The sequence below is a fragment of the Celeribacter sp. SCSIO 80838 genome, assembly GCF_056498065.1.
The window spans coordinates 156205-176974 of record NZ_JAZKMA010000002.1; the positions used below are offsets into that span (position 1 = coordinate 156205).

Below are 20770 nucleotides of genomic sequence, written 5' to 3' on the forward strand. Positions count from 1 at the left end.
CGTCATACGGAGTGAACACATGCCACAGATTGAAACCTGGTCGCGTACAGAAAACGACGAACTCGGGGAGCGTCGCCTGCCAGGCGAGGCACTCTATGGCATCAATTCTCTGCGTGCGTCCGAAAACTTTGTGGTTTCCGGGCGCAACATCGGCACACTTTCGTCGCTAGTCTCGGCAATGGCGCAGATCAAGAAGGCAGCCGCTCAGGCCAACGCACGTGTCGCGGGTCTCTCCCCTGAGAAAGCCGAGATTATCGGTCGTGTTTGCGATGAACTCATCTCCGGTCAACATCGTGCGCATTTTATCGTCGATGTCTTCGAGGGAGGGGGCGGAACCTCATCGCATATGAACATCAACGAAGTGGTCGCGAACCGCGGGCTGGAGTTGATGGGCTATGCCTGCGGCGACTACAAACATCTGCATCCGGTCAAAGACGTAAATCGCTCGCAATCGACCACCGATGTTCACAACGCGGCTTTGCGGGTGGCGCTTCTTCTTGGTGCGCCACGACTCAACACTGTCCTGCAAAGACTTGCGAACGCCTTCGACGAGCGCGCAAAAGCGTTTCGCGGCATATTGAAAATCGGGAGAACCCATCTGCAAGATGCGGTCCCGATGACGCTTGAAGAGGAATTCGCCGCCTTTTCGGATGCCATCCTCTTAGAGGCCGAGGGCATTGCTCCCATGTCCAGCGCCCTGTCCGCTCTGAACATTGGTGGCCCAATTGCAGGCACAAGCCTCTCTGCCAAACCCGAATTCGCGGACGCCGTTATTCTTGAGCTTGCGGAAATAACGGGATTGGATCTTGGTCCTGCCCATCACCCGGCCAGCGCGGCCTGGAACAGCAACGACCTTGTCAAATTTTCAGGTCTGTTACGCAGTGTGGCGGTTTCACTCTCGAAAATCTGTAATGATCTCCGATTGCTGGCAAGCGGGGCGCAAGGCGGATTTGGTGAAATTGTCATTCCGCCTGTGCAGACCGGATCGCCGCATGTTATTGGCAAAATCAATCCTGTGATACCGGAAATGGTCAATCAGGTGGCTTTTCATATCATCGGCACAGATGTAACGATCGGGCTCGCGAGCGAAGCGGGCCAGTTGCAACGCAATGCATTTGAACCGCTGATTGCGTATCACTTGCTAAACAATCTCACGATGTTGGAGAATGCAGCGCAACTTCTCGCAGACCGGTGCGTTGCAGGGCTCACGGCGAACCGGGAGGCATGTCACCGCAACCTCACACATCCCGATACGTTACGCGCCGGAATTTTTGCGTTGTATGGCGAGAAGATCGGACAGCCGCTTCTCGACCGTTTCAATGCCGGCGAAGATCTCACACAGCTCCTTGCGAATACATCCAAGGAATGACAGACATGCGCCCCTCCCCGATGACGGCACCACACGTCTCAACGCACCCGCGTCAAACATCCCGAATATTCTGTGTCATTCGACAGCGCCTCACGGCACCTCAGTCTGAGCGCCGGTTCCGCGAGATGACACCATGCTCACTAGAAAGACCAAAAAAATGACTCAGACAAAAGACGAAGTTGACTACATCGTCGTTGGTGGTGGTTCAACGGGCTGCACTGTTGCCGGTCGCCTTTCGGAAGACTCTTCGATCCAGGTGGCTTTGCTCGAAGAAGGCCCGCGCGATCTCAGCCCTTGGATTCATATTCCGGGCGCCTATTACAAGACCGCACAGGGCAAACTTCTCAAACGACTGCCGTGGGAGCCGGGCCCGGGGCAAGGCCGCAATGATGCACCGACCATGGTTCAGGCCTCCGTTCTGGGCGGCGGAAGTTCCGTCAACGCCATGATCTACATCCGCGGCAATCCCGAGGATTACGAAGGCTGGGTTGCGGATGGCGCCACGGGATGGGGCTACGACGATGTGCTTCCCTATTTCGTCAAATCGGAGAACAACAACCGCTTCGCCGGACCTGCGCATGGTACGGATGGTCCGCTCAAAGTCTCTGACATTGATAACATTCACCCGCTGACCCGAGCCTGGCTTCAGGCCTGTCAGCAAAAGGGACTGCCGCTGAATCCCGATTTCAACTCGGGCGAACAGGCGGGCACCGGCCTGTACCAGATTACGGCGCGCGGCCCCCTGCGCTCCTCGGCAGCCGCCGCCTACGTCCGCCCGGCGCGAAAGCGTAAGAATTTTTCGCTGCGCACGGGATGCGCCGTCACCCGTATTCTCATCGAGGGCGGACGCGCGGTGGGCGTGGAATACACCCGCAGGGGAAAACAACATATATTGCGCGCCCGCAAGGAAGTGATCCTCAGTGCGGGGGCGATCGCCACGCCGAAACTTCTCATGCTGTCAGGCATTGGTCCGGCGGCTCACCTTGAGGCAAATGGGATCACACCGATCGCCGATCTTCCGGGCGTGGGCCAGAACTTTCAGGACCACATAGAAATTTCGCTGGTCTATCAACTGAACAAGGCCATCAGCTACGACAAATATAAAAAGCTCCATTGGCGGGCAATGGCGGGCCTCGAATATGTGCTGTTCCAGAGCGGCCCGGCTGTCTCAAACCTGATCGAGGGTGGGGCTTTCTGGTGGGGCGACAAATCCGAAAAGCTCCCCGATTGCCAGTTCTTCATGGTCTGCGGCGCGGGCATCGAAGAGGGTGTCGATGGTGTTCCCGGGGGCAATGGTGCGACCATCAACCTCGGCCAGATCCGGCCCTATTCCCGTGGAGATGTGCGACTGAACGGCAGCGACCCCGCCTTGCCCCCGCGCATCCGTCCGAATTATTTCGGCGATCCGCGCGATCTGGAGGCGGTCACCAATGCGGCGGAGCTTGCCATTGAGATCATGGAGCAACCGGCGCTCAAACAACACGTCGAAAGACGGCATGTTCCGGAAAATCCGAAGATGACCCGCGAGGAGCTGAAACGGTTCTGTCAGACCGAAGCCCATGCCGCACTCCACCCGGCAGGCACCTGTCGCATGGGGACAGATGATATGTCGGTGGTCGATCCGGAGTTGCGCCTGCACGGGATCGAAGGCCTGCGTGTTGCGGATGCCTCCATCATGCCACGGATCATTTCGGGCAACCTCAACGCTGTGTGCATCATGATCGGCGAAAAGGCCGCCGATCTCATTCGCGGACAGAAACTCCCCCCCGCCTCTCCCCGGGTGAGCGCTCAAACAGGAGATACGCAATGACCCAGACTCTGATCTATCACGGGCTTGTCTCACGTCACGCCCCGCTTGCCATTGACCTCGAAATCATGCGCCAGACCGGGTTTGAAGGTCTCGAAGTCAACGCGGGCAAGCTTAAGGCCGCCCTGGAGGCCGGAGTTTCGGAAGACGAGATTGCGAGCTGGTTCTCTGGTGTCGAGGTGCCGGGGATCGGTTTTCTCCTCGATATCGAACGGCATGGGGACGACGAAGCCGCTCTTATTGCCGAGGCACGCGAGCTGTTTCGTCTGGCCCGTCTCGTCGGCGCGAAAGGCGTGCAGGTGCTCACCGGGCCCGTTCAGATCGACACCGTGCGCCGTAATGCCAACGGAGAACAGACCGACGGATATTGCGGCACACTCGCTCTGTCCCGTGACGAGCAATTTTCAATTGCGGCAAAAAATCTCGCGATGCTGGCGGATCTTGCCGCGGAAGACGGGCTGATCATCTATCTAGAGGCGCTCGCCTGGGTGCCTCTCAACCGTTTGAAAGATCAGGCAGATGTCATTGCCATGGCCGACCGCCCCAATCTCAAGATGGTGATCGACTTCTGGCATTGCTACGCCTCTGGAGACAGCCCCGAGGACGTTGCCGCCCTGCCCGGAGATTTGATTTATGGTGTGCATATCTGTGACAGCCTGCGCCATGACTCCGGTCTTCCCGATGAAACGGTCCTGCGCGACGTGCCGACGGGCGAAGGGGTGCTTGATCTGAAACAATGGGTCGATGCGGTGAAATCCACCGGTTACGAAGGCTGGTGGAGTTGCGAGCTTTTCTGTCAGCGCCAGCAGCAGCAAAACAGTTTCGACGTCGCCCGCGACTTGCATTCCAGGATGCAATCACTTGTTCTCGCTTAGGCTGGCGATGGCGACCGGCTGCCCCACACCCCCACCGGTCCCGCTTCACGAATACGCGATAGCGGGGCCTGGTGTAGCTTCTGTCTTAATGTTCTCTTGCCGAACGAGGCCCCGTCATGAACGCTCGCACCCGCACCGAAGAAGACAATCTCGGAGAAGTCGAACTCCCTCAAGACTGTTTATGGGGTGTTCATACCCACAGGGCGATTGAAAACTTCCCGATTTCTGGCATTCCATTGAGCCACTTTCCAGAATTCATCACCGCACTGGTATGGGTTAAACTGGCCGCCGCCAGCGCAAATGAAAAGCTGGGTGTGTTATCACCCGCGAAAGCCCACTATATCAAACTGGCCTGTTCCGAAATCCTTGAAGGCCGGTACCACGACGCCTTTCGCGTTGATATGATTCAGGGCGGTGCCGGCACCTCGACCAATATGAATGTAAATGAGGTCATCGCGAATGTCGCCTTGATCCACATGGGACATAGGCCCGGCGACTATACCCATCTCCATCCGAATGACGACGTCAACCGGTCGCAATCCACGAATGATATCTACCCGACCGCCATGCGGCTTGCTATCGTCTCGAAATGTGACGCGTTCCGTGCCGCGCAGTTGCGTCTGGCCCGGGCGATGCAAGAGCGGGCCACGGCCTTTGCCGACATCCACAAGATAGGGCGTACGCAATTGCAAGATGCCGTGCCCATGACTCTGGGGCAGGAATTCCTGGGCTTTGCCGCGACCATTCTTGAGGACGTCGAAATCATCGGGCGGCTGTCACATCTTTTGCTCGAGGTGAATCTTGGCGGCACCGCCATCGGGACGCGGGTGAATACGCCGGAAGGCTATGCAGAACTCGCAGTGACTGAACTGGCTGCGATTAGCGGTTTGGAGGCAAAACTCGCAACCGATTTGATTGAGGCCTCCTCGGACACCGGGGCCTATGTCACCTTCTCCGGCACGTTGAAACGCGTTGCGGTCAAAGTGTCGAAGATCTGTAACGACCTGCGCCTTCTGGCTTCCGGGCCGCGCTCGGGGTTCAACGAAATCCACTTGCCGCCCGTACAGGCCGGATCGTCGATCATGCCGGGCAAGGTGAACCCCGTCATCCCTGAAATGGTCAATCAGGTCGCCTATCAGGTCATCGGCAATGACCTGACCGTGACGATGGCCGCCGAGGCAGGGCAATTGCAGCTCAACGCCTTCGAACCGATCATTATTCTGAACGTCCTGCAATCAATGCGCATTCTCATTCAGGCCATGGACACTTTGGCGGTCAAATGTGTGGCCGGGATCGAAGCGAACGTAAACCAATGCGAGGGAGCGTTGGAAAACTCGCTTGTTCTGGTGACACATCTCGTACCGCACATCGGATACACCAAGGCCAGCAAGGTTGCCAAATATGCCTTGAACAACAACATTTCGATTGTTGATGCCGCCGTGAAATTGAGCTTCGGAACAAGGGAAGATATCCAGTCTATGCTAACTTCTTGACTGAAAACTGATCGCGTTCAGGCGAGGCACTGGATGGCACCGGCTTTCACCAGGATCGACGCGGTTTATAGTGTTACCATCAGCGACCGGCCTCACGACCAGACATTGAAAGCCTTTGAGGCCGGTGTGCATGTCCTCTGCTAAAACCGCTCGCGGCATCTTCGTCGTGACACACGGTTGACCTTACTGAATCCTGCCTTTATCGCCGCCATACACCGATCCCCTCCCCTTTCCCCGGAGTGAGAAACCTGATGCCAAAGACGCAACCATCCCTCATGGCGTCCTGCTGGGGCGCGCGCCTCACATTCCTGGCGGCAGGCTTGGCCATTGGCGGATGGGCACCTCTTATCCCTTCGATCAAACAGAGCCTCGGCATCGGCGAAGCCGCGTTCGGGGCGGTTCTGCTGTGTCTCGGGCTTGGTTCGCTGCTTGCGATGCCCCCTGCCGGCTTCATCGCCTCGAAATTCGGAGCACAGCGTATCCTGCCGATCGTCGGTCTGATGACCGCCATTCTGCTGCCTGTGCTCACACTCGCCCCATCTATGTTGCTTTTGAGCGCTGCTTTGATGGCGTTCGGCGCGTTTTTCGGCGCACTGGATGTTTCCATCAATGTGCATGGTTCAGCTGTCGAACAAGAGGTCGGTCGCCCCCTGATGTCCGGCTTCCACGCGTTGTTCAGCGTGGGCAATCTCATCGGCGCCATTCTGGTGACCGGGCTGCTCGGTACGGGTCTTTCGCCTGTGGCCGTTGCGACCATCTGCGCGGCGCTCGAAGCGCTCGCGCTCCTGATGGCACGCCCGATGCTCTTGCCGAATGCGGGGGGCTCGGATGACAAATTCGCTTTCCCGAAAGGGGTCGTTATCGTTTTTGCCGTGCTTTTGATGGTGACTTTCCTTGTAGAAGGAGCCTTCCTCGACTGGAGCGGGCTCTTGGCGATCGAACTAGGTCAGGCCACAGTGACAACGGCGGGTTGGGGGTTCAGCACCTTCGCCGCGGCTATGGTCGTTATGCGCTTTTCAGGCGATTTCCTGACCGTAAGGCTTGGCCCATCAGTGATGTTGGCTTTCGGGGCTGTCTTCGCCGCAGGCGGGATCGCCCTCATCCTGTCCGCGAACAGCTATGGCGTCGCACTTCTGGGCTTCGGGCTATCGGGTATCGGTCTTGCGAATATGTCACCCATCCTGATCAGTGCGGCAGGTCGCTTTGCCGTAGGCTCGGCTTCGGTTGCTATCGCCTCCGCCACGACCGCCGGATATGCTGGCCTACTCATGGGCCCTGCCATTGTGGGATTCGCCGCCGATGCGTTGAGCCTGTCTTTCGCCTTTGCAGGGCTTGCGGGCCTCTTGATCGTGACACCACTTTCCTATGTCCTCGCGGAGAGAACCACTGTTACGTCGCGCTCTGGCGCAAGTCTTCCCTCTCCAGATGAGTGAGCCCGCGGAAATTCGGGTACTCTCTATAAACCATGATTTACATCCGCTGATCTTGAACGACGCCCCATAGTTGGAAGCAGGTACTATTCGTAGAGGGTATTTTGAAGGCATAGCGCCCGGCGCGCTTACCCCAAACCGGGCACCAGAATAGTCAGCTGCAGGCTTTGATTATGAGTAAGAAAGCGACAACGGACAGTTCAAAATCGCAATGGCATATTAAAGACGCAGGTGGTGCATCCACAGCATCACCTCAATACAAGGCTCTTTGTCTTTGATTGAAACGTTATTTGAATTCGCGAGAGCCAGAGAAAGGGAAGCCCGAGTGCCGGGCTTGAAAAGGATAGAGAGAGTCTCATCCCGGTCCGGCGTGACAAGAACCCTGACCAAGACCGCTGCCCGCCCGAGCCCCAGCGCCTCGTCGAAGACGAGCGCAACGCCGTCCTCACCTCCGCCACCGAAAACCTCCAGCGCGCGGCAATGCACCCGGCGGATCAGTTCGAAGCTTTCGACAAGATGATTGCCGAAGGCCGCAGCGAGGACGTGATTGCACTGAAGTTCGGCGTCTCCGTCCACCTAGTGCGTCGCCGCCTCAAACTCGCCCGCGTTGCGCCCGAAATCGTCGAGCACTTCCGCGCGGGCGATCTGACCCTCGAATGCGTGATGGTCTTCACGCTGACAGACGACCATGATCGCCCACTGACCGAGACGGCGCATTCGGCGAACTCGGGCCTTGGGCGCTTTGTCGGTGTCGAGGCCTATGAGGCGGCGGGAGGTGTTCTGCTGGGCGATCTCTTCGACGATCGTGCCAGCACCCATATGGAAAACCCCGAACTCCTCGAGCGTCTTGCCATCGAGAAGCTGCAAACCGCCGCCAAACCCTTCGAGGCTGCCTGGAAATGGGTCGAGGTGCATCTCTCGGTGGATTACGGAGCGTTTCGTAGTTTCGGGCGGGTCTATCCGCAGGATGTCGAGCCGGATCCGGATTTGCTGGCTGAGGAGGAACGTCTCATCGCGCGCGAGGAAGAACTGGCGGTGCAGAATGACGATGAGGACTGGATGACGCCGAGACCGAAGAATACTATGCCACCGAGCCGCGCTTGCGCGAAATCGAGGCCCTTCAGCGCGAACGGCAGCCCTATGCCGACGACCTCGTCCAGATGCCACGTGTCCGAAAGCGCGGGCCTATCCCTCCGGATACAACTGGCAAAATGCGCACCAAACCGGTTGACCCACAGCCGGACGGTTTCGCGACTGACGATCACGCCGCGCTCGCCAGAAGGTCCTCGACGTCGGCAGTGCTCAGGGCAAAGCGATGATAGGCCCAGGCGGCATAAGCGATGGTCTCGCGGGGGTAGCGGAAGCCCTTCAGGCGCGGCAGGGATGATGGCATTTTCATCCGGAACCCTGTAGCAAAACCATAAGCCGACAACAACTTGGCAATGCCTTCTGGTGACAGACATAGGGCTTCCTTCGCTTTTCTCTGTAGCAAGAAAAAACAAAAAGGAGAACATATCTCGCTTTTGCGGCAGGCGCATCACTTATCGAAGTGAACCACGCCCGGTATGGCCGGGCACGAGATGCAGGGTCTGCTCCGGCTCATGCCCAAGGCTCTCAGGTGGGGTCGCCGTCAGCGCATCAGGTCCGGCAGGAACAGCGTGATCGAGGGGAAGGCGATCAACAGCACCATTACCACGACCTCACAGGCCAGAAACCATCCGACGCCCCGGAAAATCGTCCAGATCGGCACCTCTTTTCCGACCACAGATTTCACAACGAAGACATTCATCCCCATCGGCGGCGTGATCATCCCGATCTCGATGTATTTCACGACGATGATACCGAACCAGATCAGATCGAGCCCCAGCGTTTCGATCATCGGCAGGAACACCGGCATGGTGATCAGCATGATGCCCAGAGGGTCGAGGAACATGCCGAGGATCAGGTAGATGACGGAGAGCGCGATGACGATCAAAAGCGGATCGCCCGCCCAGGAGCCGACCATATCGACCAAGAGACCAGAGACGCCGGTGAGTGACAAAAGCCGCGTATACATCACCGCGCCCATGCCGACGAAGAAGATCTGTGCGGTGACCGCCATCGCCTCTTTGAGCGCTTCGGTGAAACGGCGCGTGTCCATCCGGCCTTGCAGGATCGAAATCGCCAAAGCCAGCGCCGCCCCAACACCACCGGCTTCGGTGGGTGTGACGATCCCGCCGTAGAGCCCGCCAATGATGCCGAAGATGAGCATCGCCAGCGGCCACGTCTCCTTAAGTGCCGACATCCGGTCACGTTTGAGCGTCGCGAGTTCCGCGTCGTCGAGTTTCGGTGCCAATGAGGGGTTCAGTTTGCAGCGGATCAGGATCATCACCACATAGGCAAATCCCGTGAGAATGCCGGGAATGACCCCCGCAATCAAAAGGCGGGAAATCGACACCTCTGCAAAAACACCATATAAAACAAGAAGAATAGAGGGCGGAATGAGCGCAGAGAGCGTTCCTGCCGAGGCGACAACACCGGTTGCGAGCCCCTTGTTGTACCCGGCCTTCAGCATCTCTGGAATCGCCAGTCGCCCCATCGCCGCCGCTGATGCGAGCGACGATCCGCAGGCAGCGGCAAAGCCCGCAGAAGCGATGTTCGCGGCCACGGCCAGCCCGCCCGGCAGGGCCGAGAACCAAAGCCGCGCCGCCCGGAACAGGGCGGTCGAGATGCCCGACTGATTGGCAATCGCCCCCATCAACAGGAACATCGGGATCGCCGTCAAATCCCAGCTTGCGGCAAAGGAAAACGGCGTCTCGCGCAGAATCGACAGCGCAATCGGCGTGTTGCGCACAAAGGCCAGCCCGCCAAGCGACACCACACCCAGCGCCACACCGATCGGCACACGCAACCCGATCAGGGTCAAAAGGATCGCAAGCGTCGTCAGACCAAAATACAAAGTATCCATGTCACACCCCCTCCGAGCTGGGCATATCCGGGATGTGATCTTTCTTATGCGGCGGTTCGGCTTTCCCGGACAACCGCAGGATCAGTTTCAGGAACAGCACGAGGAACATCGCCCCGCCCGCAATCGGCAAAAGCCAACGCGTCGGCCAGATCGGCAGATAGCCCCCGAAAATCTCCCAAACCTCGCCGCGTTTGGTTTTCGACAGGGCCGACAACCAGGTCTGCCAGACAAAAATCGCCACATAGGCCAGCGTCAAAAGATCGGTCAGTACCGCGACGATCTTTTGCATCCGCGGCCCCATCTGATCGACGAACAGGTCCGCCGTCACATGTTGGTCCCGCAGGCTCACCCATGCGAGTGGCAGGAACGCAGCGGCAATCATGTAATAGGAGGCGGTGATCTCTCCGGTTCCCGGCATCGGGTGGTTGAACACGGTGCGTGCGATCACATCGACCGTCACATGTGTCATCATCAGCGCGCCAGCGACCAGCGCAATCCAGAACAATACGTCGGCAAGGCGCGACGCAAACTTCATCAGGCGTTCCATCGAAGCCCTCGCAATTGGAATGTGGGATCAGAGCGGGCCAGCTTGCGCGCCAGCCCGCAGCGAAAAGCGCCCCGGCTCAGAGATCGGCGGGATCGACCTTGGCATAGACTTCATCCCAAAGCTTCGCGGCAAAGGCATCGACATCGCCGTTGATCTCTTCGGAATAGCCGCGCCATTTTTCGACATTCGCCAGATAGGTGTCGATCAGAGCTGCCGGATCGGACAGCCCAAGTGCCTTGCCGTTCTCGATCAAACGGGCGCGGTCCTTGTCGATGAACCCATTGACCAGGTCGGTCAGATCGTCGGCGGGCGTCACAAGTTCAACCCCCATCTCAGCCTGTTGATGCGCAAAGCTTTCGCGGTCGCGGTCCACGTAATTGCCAATGGTGTGTTTCGCCGTGACATAGGCCGAGGCCCGCAGATGCGCAGCCTGCGCCTCGGACGACATGTCGAGGAAGCTGTCGCGGTTCATCATCAGACCGATGGCGGGCGAAGCAACACCAAGCGGCAGGTCCGTCACCTGTTTGGCATATTCACCATAGCCATAGGTCTGAAGCCATTCACGCGCCGCCATGAGGCATTCAAGCCCGCCGCGCTGCAACAGGCTCACGGCCTCGGTCAGCGTCACCGCCATCGGCGTCGCGCCGCCCATGGAGGCCATTTCGGCATAGCCCCCCGTCGCACGGATGCGTTTGCCTTTCAGATCGGCCATGCTGGCCACCGGTGAGGTACACATCAGCCGGTAAGAGGCCGAGGCAAACGGCCCGAGCGGCAGAGCGTTGTTGTCTTTCGCCTCGGCAACGCAATCCGGGCAATTCAGGAACATCGTCTCACTGACGGCCCCAGCAACAGCGACGGGATCGTCCCCCGGCACGACGACCGAATAGAGCAAGGTGAGAGACGGCATCGCCTCCGGCGTATAGACCGGGATCTGCAAGCCGCCCTGCATCAGCCCGTCACCAACGGCGGCGAGAGACCCACGCCCGTCTGCCAGCTGTCCCCCCGCGATCAGCTCCCATGTGACATCGCCGCCGGTTTCCTCTTCGATCATCGAAAAGGCGCCGGGCAAAGTGTCCGTGTTGAGATAATCCGATGCGGGCGGCCAGGAGCCATAAATCGGCGTCTCTGCTATGGCCGCGCCAGTGATGCCGAGCGCCACAAGCGCACCAAGTCCGAGTGTCGTTTTCATTGTGCGTATCCTCCCTTGCTTGCGTCCTCCTCCGACGCTCGCGGTTTGTAGGTTGCGTTGTCCTTTGTGGACTTCTTGTCAGGCTGGCTCGACTTCGACGGGGATCGACTGATAGCCCCTGAGCCAGTTGATATTGATCTTCTCTGGCGTCCCCGTCAGATGAATGCGTTTGACGCGCGCGCTCAGCGCTTTGAGTACGGATTCGGCTTCGAGGCGGGCCACCATCTGGCCGACACAGCCATGGATGCCGACACCGAAAGCCAGATGGCCGACAGGACGCCGGGTGATGTCATAATCATCAGGACGATCCCATTTCTCCGGATCACGGTTGGCTGAGGCAAGCCACATCAACACCTTTTCCTCCCCGCCAAGCGCGACACCCGCAAGCTCGGTCGGGCCCGAGGTCGTGCGTCCGATCACCGGGCTGGGCGCCCTGAACCGCAACCCTTCTTCAAAGGCCGGGCGGGCCAGATCGGGATCAGCGCGCAGCATGTCCCATTGATCGGGGCGCGCGATAAGTTCCATCAGCGTCATCCCGATGCCAAAGACCGTGGTGTCGATCCCGGCGGAAATGAAGGCGCGCACCAGCATCCCGGCTTCTTCATGGGTGATGTCCCCGGCATGGGCCGCCGCGTAAATCTCGGCCCCGAAGCTGTTCGGCAGGATGTTCTTTTCATCCATCTGAGCGGCGACATATTCAAACGTCCCCTGCTCTTCGACGACCTTCAAAGCCGCTTTGTAAAGATCGTTCTTCGGCCCCATCGCGTTGAAATTCAGCGTCGAATAGGGCATCAGATGATGCCGCCCTTCGGATTTCAGGCCCGCCGCATCGGGCAGCACCTTAAAGGGAAAGGCGAAGGCCAGATCTTCGGCGAGATCGAAGCTGCGGCGCTCGACCAAGGCATCGACCATACGTTCCGCTTCAACGCGGAAATCCTCAGCAAGTTTGCGCAGAGCCGCATTCGACAGGATGCGGGCGAGCACCTTGCGGTTCGGCGTATGCGTCGGCGGATCGGCTTCGAGAATGACGGAGGGTTTGCGCCACGGTTCTTCGCGGACGACATTGGTCAGCCCTGTGCCATAGGCCGAGGAAAAGCGTCGCCAGTCAGAAAACACCTCGCGCACGACAGCGTCCTGTCCGGTGATCCAGACGCCGTATTTTGGCAACCAAACAACCGGCCCCGCCTCGCGCACCGCGCGGTCGAAGGCCTCGGGATTGTCCCTTGCCTCCTGACTGAACGGATCGAGATCCACCTCCGGGCGGGACTGCGTCCGGCTCTCTTCAAACGTTGCTGACATCGTCTTCTCCCATAATCAGTTTAAAGTGCAACTGATTTATCCTTCAACTGATTTCTCGTAAAATGACCCGTCTCACCGCAGCGCTGTCGCGGCGGCGGACAGCCAGATCGCAACAGCCTGCGCCCCCGGATCGCGATGCCCCAGAACACGTGCGCCGACATAGCTCGACCGGCCTCTGCGCGGGTGCATATCCGCTGTCGCTGCCGCGCCTGCCTCCGCCGCCTCTGCCGCACGTCCGAGGGCCTCTTTCGCATCTTTTGCTGTGCGCATCGCATCGCGTGCGGGCACGAGCGCATCGACCATTGTGCGATCACCCGGTGCTGCGCCACCCAAGGCACAGAGCGCCGCCACACCGGCGGAAAACCCTTCGACGATCATCTCCAGCGGCACATTCTCTTTGCCCTTGATCGCATTGGCCGCACCCATGGCGAGAATGGCGTAGAGCGGGCCGGATGTGCCGCCCGTCGAGGCGCGCACGATGTCTCCGATCCGTTGCCAAAGGGCGGCGCCCGACAAGGTTTCAAGCTCGGATTGCGCCTCCATCAAGGCGGTGGCCCCGCCCGCCAGAGACCGGCCAATATCGCCATCGCCGACGATCTGGTCCATGCGCGTCAGCTCCGGTTCCGATCCGACAATTGCGAGACAGGCCGCCATGACAACAGCAACCGCCGTGACATCGCCCTGCATCTTTGCGGGGGACACGACCGGCTTTGCAGGTCCGCTCACCGTTGCGGGTTCGGCAGGATGTCCGGGCAAAGTCCAGGCGGGAGACGCTGCAGGGGCATCGAGCGCCACGAGCCGGTCATCGTCGAGTTTCATGAGAGAGAGCGACACGCCGGCCATGTCGATGGCCGTCAGGAATGTGCCCGCCCAAACCCGCTCGACCACAAGGCCTTTATCGGCGCAGGTTTCAAGCGCATCGCCCGCCATGATCGACACTTCCATCGGCGGCGTCGCCCCCAGATTGTTGACCAAAAGCGCAACCCGGTCGCCGGGCTTGAACCCGCGATCCGTGACGATTTTCTCGACCAGCGCATGGGCCAGTTCGCGCGCTGGCAAGAGGGCTGTGCGTTCTAACCCCGCCTCGCCGTGAATGCCGAGCCCCAGCTCGATCTCACCTGCACCCAGTTCAAAATTCGGCGTTCCGGCTGCAGGCACGATGCATGGAGTGAGCGCAACGCCCATCGAGCCGGTCACAGCCACGGCGGCCTCGGCGCGGGCTTTGACATCCGCGAGAGACAACCCCTCTTCCGCCGCAGCGCCTGCGATCTTGTGGATCAGAACCGTGCCGGCAATGCCACGGCGCCCCGCCGTTTCTTCCGCAGAGCCGAGGGCGCTGTCATCGTCCACGATGATCAGATCGGTCTCGATCCCCTCACTGCGCGCGATCTCGGCGGCCAGACCGAAATTGAGCCGATCACCCGTGTAATTCTTGACGATCAACAATACGCCACCCGGTCCGGCCACCGCCCGGATCGCGGTCAAAACCGCGTCGGTCGAGGGCGAGGCGAAGACATCTCCGGCGACCGCTGCCGTCAAAAGGCCGGGGCCGACGTAGCCCGCATGCGCCGGTTCGTGACCGGAGCCGCCGCCGGAAATCAGCGCCACTTTCCCCGCCGCAATCACGGCCTCGACATCGGCCCGCACCACGGTGGTCGTGCTTTCGATCAGTCGCAGTCCCGTCGAGGTCTTCACCAGCCCTTCGAGAGCCTGCGGCACCACGGACGGTACGTCATTGATCAGTTTCTTCATCATTTCCTCCCATGTCTCCCCACTGCGCCCTGCCTTGTGCAGTTTGCAATTAAACTCCGCCTTCGTTATCCATTGGGCACCACCGAGGAGCACCCATATGTCCGAACCGACCATTGTCACCGAACGCAATCTTTCGGTTCGCGCCGAAACCTATGCGCCCTATTTCCTGTCCCTCATCAATAACCGACTCTCGTGGGGTGCGTCTCAGCTCTATCTCTCGCTCTTCGATCTCGGTCTCAACGAGTGGCGTATTCTCTCCGCGCTTCGGAACGAACCCGGCATTCAGGCCTTGCGTGTCTCCGAGATGGTCTCGATGAACAAATCCGTTGTCAGCCGTTCGACCCGCAAGCTCGAAGAAGAAGGTCTGGCCGTCGCGCGCCTCGTGATGGGTAAGCGCCTTTTGTGGCTGACCGACGAAGGCGCGAAGGTCCATGACGAGATCATCGAGATTGCCTATCACCGCGAAGCCGCCCTCCTCGACGGGTTTGACGATAAAGACCGGGAGATGCTGTTTGCGCTCTTGCAGCGGCTGGCCGACAATCTTCCGAAAGTCGAACAACTCGACCAGAGCCTGCTACACGAGCCTGCGCGGCGCTGATCCGGTTACACCTGACTTTCGGGCAGGTGGATGACCATACCTTCCATTTCGGCGGTGATCTGAACCTGACACCCCAGGCGGCTGAAATCCGTCACCTCGGCGGCGGCGCAATCGAGCATCTCCGTTTCGATCTCTTGTTTCGGCTCGGCAATCTCGGCCAACTCCGGCGAGAGGTAGACATGGCAAGTCGCGCACATCGCGGCGCCGCCACATTCCCCGACCACTTCCGCAATCCCGTTGCTCACCGCTGTGAACATGATGTTGTCACCTTCCCGCGCCTCGACGGTGCGTTGCGATCCTTGTGCGTTTTCAAAGATGAGTTTGACCATCTTTAACTCCTCCGTTTCTTGATTTATATATCAACTTGTTTAATTTGCAACTTTCCAGATGGATGACGGCTCCTGTCCAGCCGTTTCGGGTCGTGCAGCCACCCAACCGACGGATAAAGCGGGATCTACCGGGTTGCCAGCGACAGGAAATCCTCGCAGCGAAGACGTTCGCCCTGCCCCATCAGCTTGCGTGCTTTCATATGGGTTTTTGCAGCATTCACGGTTTCAACCGCCGTCACATGGTCCCCGTCCAGACGCAGGACGGTGCCATCCGGCAGAGCCTCGCAGGCGTCCGTCGGCGCGGCCAGGCCGGCGATCTGAAGCTTCCAATCGGCCTGATCGGACCAAAACCACGGGACCGCGTGATAGGGGCTGTCATCCCCCTTTGCGATCCGTTTCGCGATCAGCCGCGCGTGGTCCGTTGCCGCCTGAACGCTTTCGAGCCGCACGTGTTGGCCGCTGTTTGGGTCGGGGAAAGACGCGCAGTCGCCAAGCGCGGAAATCGCGGGGTCCGCCGTCACAAGGCGGCGATCAACCACGATCCCGTTTTGCACCGGCAACCCCGCCTCGGATGCCAGTTCCGCATTCGGCACCACACCGGCGGCCAGCAGGATGAAATCCGCCTCGACCTCACGACCACTGGCCAGAGCAAAGCCGCTTTCCGTCCCCGCGCTCACCGGATCGGCCAAGAGGACCTCGACACCCATCTCGCGATGTTTTGCGGCAAAACGGTCGGACATCACAGGCGACACCGCACGTCCCATCAGGCGGGGGCCCGCCTCGGCAACCGTCACCTCATAGCCAAGTTCACGCGCCACGGCCGCGAATTCGAGGCCGATGAAGCCACCGCCGATCACGCCGACCCGTTCCGCTTTCGGCAGGGCCTCGCGCAGCGCCAGCGCATCGGACAAGGTCCGCAAATCCCGCGCGCCGGTCAAGCCGGGGATCGGCGGGCGCATGTTGCGGGTGCCGGTGGCGAGAATGAGATGATCATAGGGAATATCCTGTGATCCGGCGCGGACTCGCTGTGCGGCTCGGTCAATCGCCTCGACCCGCAGTCCAAGATGCAGCTCAATCCCGTTCGCCTCGTAAAAGCTATCGGGCCGCAGCGCGAGACGACTCACGTCGCCGTTCTTGAGATAGGCTTTGGATAACGGCGGGCGCTGATACGGCGCGGCGATTTCCTCTCCGATCAGGACGATACGCCCCTCATAGCCCTCCTGGCGCAAGGAGGTGGCGGCCTGTAGCCCGCCCTGGCCTGCGCCAACGATCACGATCTGATCGGTTTTTTGCATCTGGTCCATCGTCTTACGGCCTCAGTTCAATGTCACCGGCAGGTTGAGCGGCCCGCGAAAGCCGAAGCCGCTCCAGATCACCTTTTCCGGATCGTCGAGCGTCATGTTGGGAAAGCGGTCGAACAGCAGCGGCAGCATGATCTGCCCCAGGGTCCGACGCGCGACCTGAGCGCCCGCGCAATGGTGCGGACCGCTGCCAAAGGCCTGATGCGGATGCTTGTCGCGGAAGACGTTGAACAGTTCGCTATCCTCGCCATAGATCGCCTCGTCGCGGTTGGCCGACGCCTGGATCGTCATCACAGCCTCACCGGGTCCGACGAGAACATCGCCGATCTGCACCTCCTGTGTGGTGCGGCGCCCGGAGACCTGAATCGGCGCGACCCAGCGCACCCCTTCCTCGAAAGCATCTTCCCAGAGGGCTTGGCGTTTGACCTCTTCGAATTGGTCAGGATTGGTCAAAAGCCCGTAGACAATCGTCGCCAGCGCATCGCGCGGCTCATTGATGCCACCACCGATGGCGATCTTGAGGTTGGCGTAGACCTGACTCATTGGGATCGGATTTCTGGCGTTGAGCATGGTGGAAAAGGCCGAATTGTTCGACTCGGCGCGATGGCGCGGGATCAGGCTGTCAAACAGCGCGTTCATCTCAGCATTTGCCGCATCTGACAGCTCGAAGAGCTTCGGGTCATAGCCGAAGTTTCCGGCGCCATCGATCAGGGTCTGGGACCAGCGCTGCATGTCCTCGTCACTCGCCTCATCGAGCCCAAGCATATGCGCAAGGATGCGCGCTGCGATGGGGCCGCAAAGGTCGCGGAACAGATCGACGGTTTCGCCACGCGGCAGGCGCGAGACATAGTCCTCGGCCAGACGGGTGTAGAGATCGGCCCAGTCGGTGCGGATCACTTTCGGCGAAAAGGCGGGCTGCATCGCCATGCGTTCGGCGCGGTGCTCGGCCCCGTCTTTCCGCATCAATGTATGCGCCTGAAAGGCCGGTTTCATCGGCGTGGTCGGATCGTCGGAACTAAAAATCTCCGGCGTTTCCTTGATCCATTTCGTGTGTTCGGCGCGGGTCACGAGAATCCTGTTGGTCTGCGCCATGCGCACGACAGGCGTCTCGGCGCGCATCCGTTTGTAAATCGGATATGGGTCACGTGTGAGGTCGGCCAATGTGACCGCCTCATTGATGGGCAAATCGAGCATCTACAGGTCTCCTCCCAAAGCTGTAGTGGGCCCAGTTAAACGAACGCACTTTCATCCATCAATACGATGGATTAGATATATGGCATCTGAAAAATAGATCTTGGAACAGATGAACCCGCGCCAATGAAAGACAGCACAGGTGCCTAAAACAATCGACAGTCTCGCCACGGATTTCCGCGCCCTCGAGGTGTTGGTCCGTGTCTACCGCTTCGGGTCTTTCACCCGTGCCGCCGAAGATCTCAATATGAATCAATCGGTTGTCAGCTATACCATCGACAAGCTCAGAGGCGTGTTCGATGATCCGCTTTTCGTGCGGGAGGCGCGCAAACTGATCGCCACGGCGCGCTGCGAAGAGGTGGTCACGGAGGCTCAGGAGCTTTTGGTGCGCTTTGCCCACTTGACGACGGAACGCGGGTTCGACCCGGAAAACAGCCGCGAAACGATTTCGATCGCATGCAACTATTACGAACGGGCCTTGATCATTCCCCATCTCGCCCACGCGATCCGAGCCGAAGCCCCGCAGATGAAAATCGAAATCATCGACGCCTCCTATATCGGGCATGACAAGCTCTTGCGGATGGAGGCGGATGTTCTGATCGGGCCGTTCATGCAGCTTGGCGCAGCCTTCTACACCCGCACGCTCTTTGAGGACCCCTATGTCTGCGTTCTGGATCGGACCCATCCAGCCGCGCAGGGGAACCTCACGCTCGCGCAGTACCTCGCCCTTGAGCACGTCTACATCACCTACGGCGGACGCTGGAAATCGCGCTACATGCAATTCCTCGAAGACGAGGGGCACGCCCTCTCCATTGCCATTCGCACGCCAAGTCCTGCGGGGATTCAAAATCTTATTGCCGGAACAGAACTCGTCGCCACTGTGCCGGAAAGGTTGTCACGTCAACTCGGGGAAGGTCTCTATGTGACGCCCTGTCCGGTGACATCTCCCATCGCGATCCAGATGGTTTGGACTGCGCGCACACATGATTCAGACATGCACAAATGGGTTCGCGGCAAAATCGTCGAGACCATCCGCCAAACAGGGTGAGTTACTCTGTGAGCCGCCCGAGAATACGCAGCGCGTTCTACTCCGCCAACTCGGCGGCCTGTTCCACATAGCCGCGCTCGGCACCCGGCATCGCACTCACTTTGACGACGGTATCGACCCTCTTTGCGACCATCCGATCAACCATATCCTTTACACGCGCAGCCAGAACGAACTTACGCAGACCGCCCTCTTGCGCGATTGCATCCCAATGACGTTGCGCCAAATCACCCGGTTTGCGCACCTTACCAGCGAGCTTTTGTGCATAGGACTGAATAACGCGGACGACCGAGTGATGGTCGCTCCACAGCAAAACAGTCGAGACATCGTAGAGCGGCGCCGATGAGGACCGCCCGCCAAACGGCAGGAACAAACTGTAGTTCTGCGCATGCACATCCGTATTGGCGACAAGGATGTTAAAAATGACCTGATCCACGAGCGGATCGGCCATTGTTGGTGAGATACGGAAGCGCGGTTGCAAAAGCTGCGCCATGCTCAGGCCCGGCAAAGACCCGCGTTCATATTTTCGTCCCGGCGGCAGGCTATTGGCCTGTGCGCAATCCTCCTGATGCCGCCGGACAATTGCGCCTTGACGTGTCAAAGTGCGATCATACCGCAGAACACAGATGGCGTTCCGCGCTTTGGTGGTCAGCAGCCTCACCTTAACGGCGTCGATTCCCACAGCCTCAGCGAGCGACAGGCAATAGACCTCATTTTCCGTGATGCCGGACAAGTTCGGATTGTCCGGTTTGATAATCATTGTGGACGGCGCACCATCGATCGGGACGGCCAGACAATCACCATCTCGCAGTAGCCTGAGAACGGGCTGGCCTTCCGGGTCCAACACCGCCAGTGCGGTTTTCTCCTGCCCCCCGCCAACGACACACGCACGCCGTCTTCACAGACGAGAAATGGCCGACGCTTGAGATCTTCGAAAGGCCGCTTGAGGGCGTCTTGAGGATCAGCCTAGTCTCAGGCCTCATAACCAGAACAGCACGGTGGCGTTGCGGACCCAATCAGCGTCGTAGCCACGATCGGCGAGCAACCAATCCGCCGTCGGCAGGCCGTCCAGGAGAGCCGCCGCGCCCGTGTCATCACTGACCTGACCGGCTGACATGAAAAACCTGATCGGGCGTCCGCTGGTGTCGGTCACGGCATGGAGTTTGGTATTCATGCCCCCCTTGGTGCGACCGATTAGCCTGCCGCGCCCCCCTTTTTTGACCGCAGGCTTGAGGCCGTGCGATGGGCTTTTAGGTCAGTCGCGTCGATCATGATCGTGGTTGGCTTCTCCACTTCGGACGCCAGCCCCGCGAAGATCCTGACAAATACACCCATCTCGCTCCACCGCTTCCAACGGGTGTAGAGAGTCTTGGACGGTCCGTATTCCTTGGGGACATCACACCAGCGAAAGCCATTGCGATTGATGAAGATTATGCCACTCAGCACGCGCCGGTCATCGACACGCGGCTTGCCATGGCTCTTCGGAAAGAATGGCCTAAGTCGCGCCATCTGCTCGTCCGTCAGCCAAAAAAGATTGCTCATCGTGCTGCCCCTTCTCTCGGAAAGCGTGAATCTCGAGACCAAGATCAGCGCAAGAC

General features: G+C 59.5%; 18 protein-coding genes and 2 pseudogenes. 7 read left to right on the plus strand and 13 right to left on the minus strand.

From position 1 onward, the window contains the following. Positions 1 to 19 precede the first annotated feature (19 nt). The 5 genes from V1475_RS19395 (at position 20) to V1475_RS19415 (ending at position 6977) form a co-directional block, all read left to right on the plus strand. Positions 20 to 1369, plus strand: coding sequence for a lyase family protein (locus V1475_RS19395; protein ID WP_479414129.1), 1350 nt, complete (start codon positions 20 to 22; stop codon positions 1367 to 1369). Between the two features lie 157 nt (positions 1370 to 1526). Continuing rightward, positions 1527 to 3179 (plus strand): GMC family oxidoreductase, encoded by a 1653-nt coding sequence (locus V1475_RS19400; protein ID WP_479414130.1) that lies wholly within the window; start codon positions 1527 to 1529, stop codon positions 3177 to 3179. Further along, positions 3176 to 4051: a sugar phosphate isomerase/epimerase family protein gene (locus tag V1475_RS19405; protein ID WP_479414131.1), complete on the plus strand. Its 876-nt coding sequence runs from the start codon at positions 3176 to 3178 to the stop codon at positions 4049 to 4051. The genes V1475_RS19400 and V1475_RS19405 overlap by 4 nt, the downstream gene beginning before the upstream one ends. A gap of 116 nt (positions 4052 to 4167) precedes the next feature. Next, entirely contained in the window at positions 4168 to 5544 is a 1377-nt protein-coding gene (locus V1475_RS19410) for an aspartate ammonia-lyase (RefSeq protein ID WP_479414132.1), read from the plus strand. 251 nt (positions 5545 to 5795) lie between these two features. Next, the gene (locus tag V1475_RS19415) at positions 5796 to 6977 is read left to right on the plus strand and encodes an MFS transporter (RefSeq protein ID WP_479414133.1); all 1182 of its coding nucleotides are present in this window, start codon (positions 5796 to 5798) and stop codon (positions 6975 to 6977) included. Between the two features lie 216 nt (positions 6978 to 7193). On the opposite strand, the gene V1475_RS19420 is transcribed toward V1475_RS19415, so the two are convergent. The 8 genes and pseudogenes from V1475_RS19420 to V1475_RS19455 all read right to left on the minus strand — a co-directional run bounded on the left by V1475_RS19420 (position 7194) and on the right by V1475_RS19455 (position 14711). Continuing rightward, on the minus strand, positions 7194 to 7550 hold the full coding sequence (locus V1475_RS19420) for a hypothetical protein (RefSeq protein ID WP_479414134.1): 357 nt from the start codon (positions 7548 to 7550) through the stop codon (positions 7194 to 7196). Further along, positions 7551 to 7889: a hypothetical protein gene (locus V1475_RS19425; protein ID WP_479414135.1), complete on the minus strand. Its 339-nt coding sequence runs from the start codon at positions 7887 to 7889 to the stop codon at positions 7551 to 7553. A gap of 230 nt (positions 7890 to 8119) precedes the next feature. After that, positions 8120 to 8373: pseudogene (locus V1475_RS19430) on the minus strand (IS6 family transposase); the annotation flags it as partial. A gap of 231 nt (positions 8374 to 8604) precedes the next feature. Continuing rightward, a complete protein-coding gene (locus tag V1475_RS19435; protein ID WP_479414136.1) occupies positions 8605 to 9921 on the minus strand; it encodes a TRAP transporter large permease in 1317 nt (438 codons plus the stop codon). Between the two features lies 1 nt (position 9922). Further along, entirely contained in the window at positions 9923 to 10456 is a 534-nt protein-coding gene (locus tag V1475_RS19440; RefSeq protein WP_479414137.1) for a TRAP transporter small permease, read from the minus strand. Between the two features lie 88 nt (positions 10457 to 10544). Further along, positions 10545 to 11657, minus strand: a complete 1113-nt coding sequence (locus V1475_RS19445; protein WP_479414138.1) for a type 2 periplasmic-binding domain-containing protein — start codon at positions 11655 to 11657, stop codon at positions 10545 to 10547. A gap of 78 nt (positions 11658 to 11735) precedes the next feature. Further along, positions 11736 to 12956: a cytochrome P450 gene (locus tag V1475_RS19450; protein ID WP_479414139.1), complete on the minus strand. Its 1221-nt coding sequence runs from the start codon at positions 12954 to 12956 to the stop codon at positions 11736 to 11738. A 72-nt stretch (positions 12957 to 13028) separates the two neighbouring features. Beyond that, complete coding sequence (locus tag V1475_RS19455; RefSeq protein ID WP_479414140.1) at positions 13029 to 14711, minus strand: dihydroxyacetone kinase family protein; 1683 nt, start codon at positions 14709 to 14711, stop codon at positions 13029 to 13031. A gap of 94 nt (positions 14712 to 14805) precedes the next feature. On the opposite strand from V1475_RS19455, the gene V1475_RS19460 reads away from it, so the two are divergent. Beyond that, a complete protein-coding gene (locus V1475_RS19460; protein ID WP_479414141.1) occupies positions 14806 to 15306 on the plus strand; it encodes a MarR family winged helix-turn-helix transcriptional regulator in 501 nt (166 codons plus the stop codon). Between the two features lie 5 nt (positions 15307 to 15311). Here the strand turns inward: V1475_RS19460 and V1475_RS19465 are convergent, their stop codons facing one another. The 3 genes from V1475_RS19465 to V1475_RS19475 all read right to left on the minus strand — a co-directional run bounded on the left by V1475_RS19465 (position 15312) and on the right by V1475_RS19475 (position 18130). After that, on the minus strand, positions 15312 to 15635 hold the full coding sequence (locus V1475_RS19465) for a 2Fe-2S iron-sulfur cluster-binding protein (RefSeq protein WP_479414142.1): 324 nt from the start codon (positions 15633 to 15635) through the stop codon (positions 15312 to 15314). 125 nt (positions 15636 to 15760) lie between these two features. Next, entirely contained in the window at positions 15761 to 16939 is a 1179-nt protein-coding gene (locus tag V1475_RS19470; RefSeq protein WP_479414143.1) for an NAD(P)/FAD-dependent oxidoreductase, read from the minus strand. A gap of 12 nt (positions 16940 to 16951) precedes the next feature. Beyond that, complete coding sequence (locus V1475_RS19475; protein WP_479414144.1) at positions 16952 to 18130, minus strand: cytochrome P450; 1179 nt, start codon at positions 18128 to 18130, stop codon at positions 16952 to 16954. Between the two features lie 139 nt (positions 18131 to 18269). Between V1475_RS19475 and V1475_RS19480 the strand changes: the two genes are divergently transcribed. Beyond that, on the plus strand, positions 18270 to 19175 hold the full coding sequence (locus tag V1475_RS19480; protein WP_479414145.1) for a LysR family transcriptional regulator: 906 nt from the start codon (positions 18270 to 18272) through the stop codon (positions 19173 to 19175). Positions 19176 to 19212: 37 nt separating this feature from the next. Here V1475_RS19480 and V1475_RS19485 read toward each other — a convergent pair whose 3' ends face one another. Both V1475_RS19485 and V1475_RS19490 read right to left on the minus strand, forming a co-directional pair. Beyond that, entirely contained in the window at positions 19213 to 20016 is an 804-nt protein-coding gene (locus V1475_RS19485; RefSeq protein ID WP_479414146.1) for a HipA domain-containing protein, read from the minus strand. Between the two features lie 156 nt (positions 20017 to 20172). After that, positions 20173 to 20714 (minus strand): annotated as a pseudogene (locus tag V1475_RS19490) (IS5 family transposase); the annotation flags it as partial. Positions 20715 to 20770: the final 56 nt, after the last annotated feature.

Bases quoted from the DNA above. Each gene is read 5' to 3' on its own strand.
- V1475_RS19395 (WP_479414129.1), top strand. From the start codon at position 20: ATGCCACAGATTGAAACCTGGTCGCGTACAGAAAACGACGAACTCGGG.
- V1475_RS19400 (WP_479414130.1), top strand. From the start codon at position 1,527: ATGACTCAGACAAAAGACGAAGTTGACTACATCGTCGTTGGTGGTGGT.
- V1475_RS19405 (WP_479414131.1), top strand. From the start codon at position 3,176: ATGACCCAGACTCTGATCTATCACGGGCTTGTCTCACGTCACGCCCCG.
- V1475_RS19410 (WP_479414132.1), top strand. From the start codon at position 4,168: ATGAACGCTCGCACCCGCACCGAAGAAGACAATCTCGGAGAAGTCGAA.
- V1475_RS19415 (WP_479414133.1), top strand. From the start codon at position 5,796: ATGCCAAAGACGCAACCATCCCTCATGGCGTCCTGCTGGGGCGCGCGC.
- V1475_RS19425 (WP_479414135.1), bottom strand. From the start codon at position 7,889: ATGCACCTCGACCCATTTCCAGGCAGCCTCGAAGGGTTTGGCGGCGGT.
- V1475_RS19435 (WP_479414136.1), bottom strand. From the start codon at position 9,921: ATGGATACTTTGTATTTTGGTCTGACGACGCTTGCGATCCTTTTGACC.
- V1475_RS19440 (WP_479414137.1), bottom strand. From the start codon at position 10,456: ATGAAGTTTGCGTCGCGCCTTGCCGACGTATTGTTCTGGATTGCGCTG.
- V1475_RS19445 (WP_479414138.1), bottom strand. From the start codon at position 11,657: ATGAAAACGACACTCGGACTTGGTGCGCTTGTGGCGCTCGGCATCACT.
- V1475_RS19450 (WP_479414139.1), bottom strand. From the start codon at position 12,956: ATGTCAGCAACGTTTGAAGAGAGCCGGACGCAGTCCCGCCCGGAGGTG.
- V1475_RS19455 (WP_479414140.1), bottom strand. From the start codon at position 14,711: ATGATGAAGAAACTGATCAATGACGTACCGTCCGTGGTGCCGCAGGCT.
- V1475_RS19460 (WP_479414141.1), top strand. From the start codon at position 14,806: ATGTCCGAACCGACCATTGTCACCGAACGCAATCTTTCGGTTCGCGCC.
- V1475_RS19465 (WP_479414142.1), bottom strand. From the start codon at position 15,635: ATGGTCAAACTCATCTTTGAAAACGCACAAGGATCGCAACGCACCGTC.
- V1475_RS19470 (WP_479414143.1), bottom strand. From the start codon at position 16,939: ATGGACCAGATGCAAAAAACCGATCAGATCGTGATCGTTGGCGCAGGC.
- V1475_RS19475 (WP_479414144.1), bottom strand. From the start codon at position 18,130: ATGCTCGATTTGCCCATCAATGAGGCGGTCACATTGGCCGACCTCACA.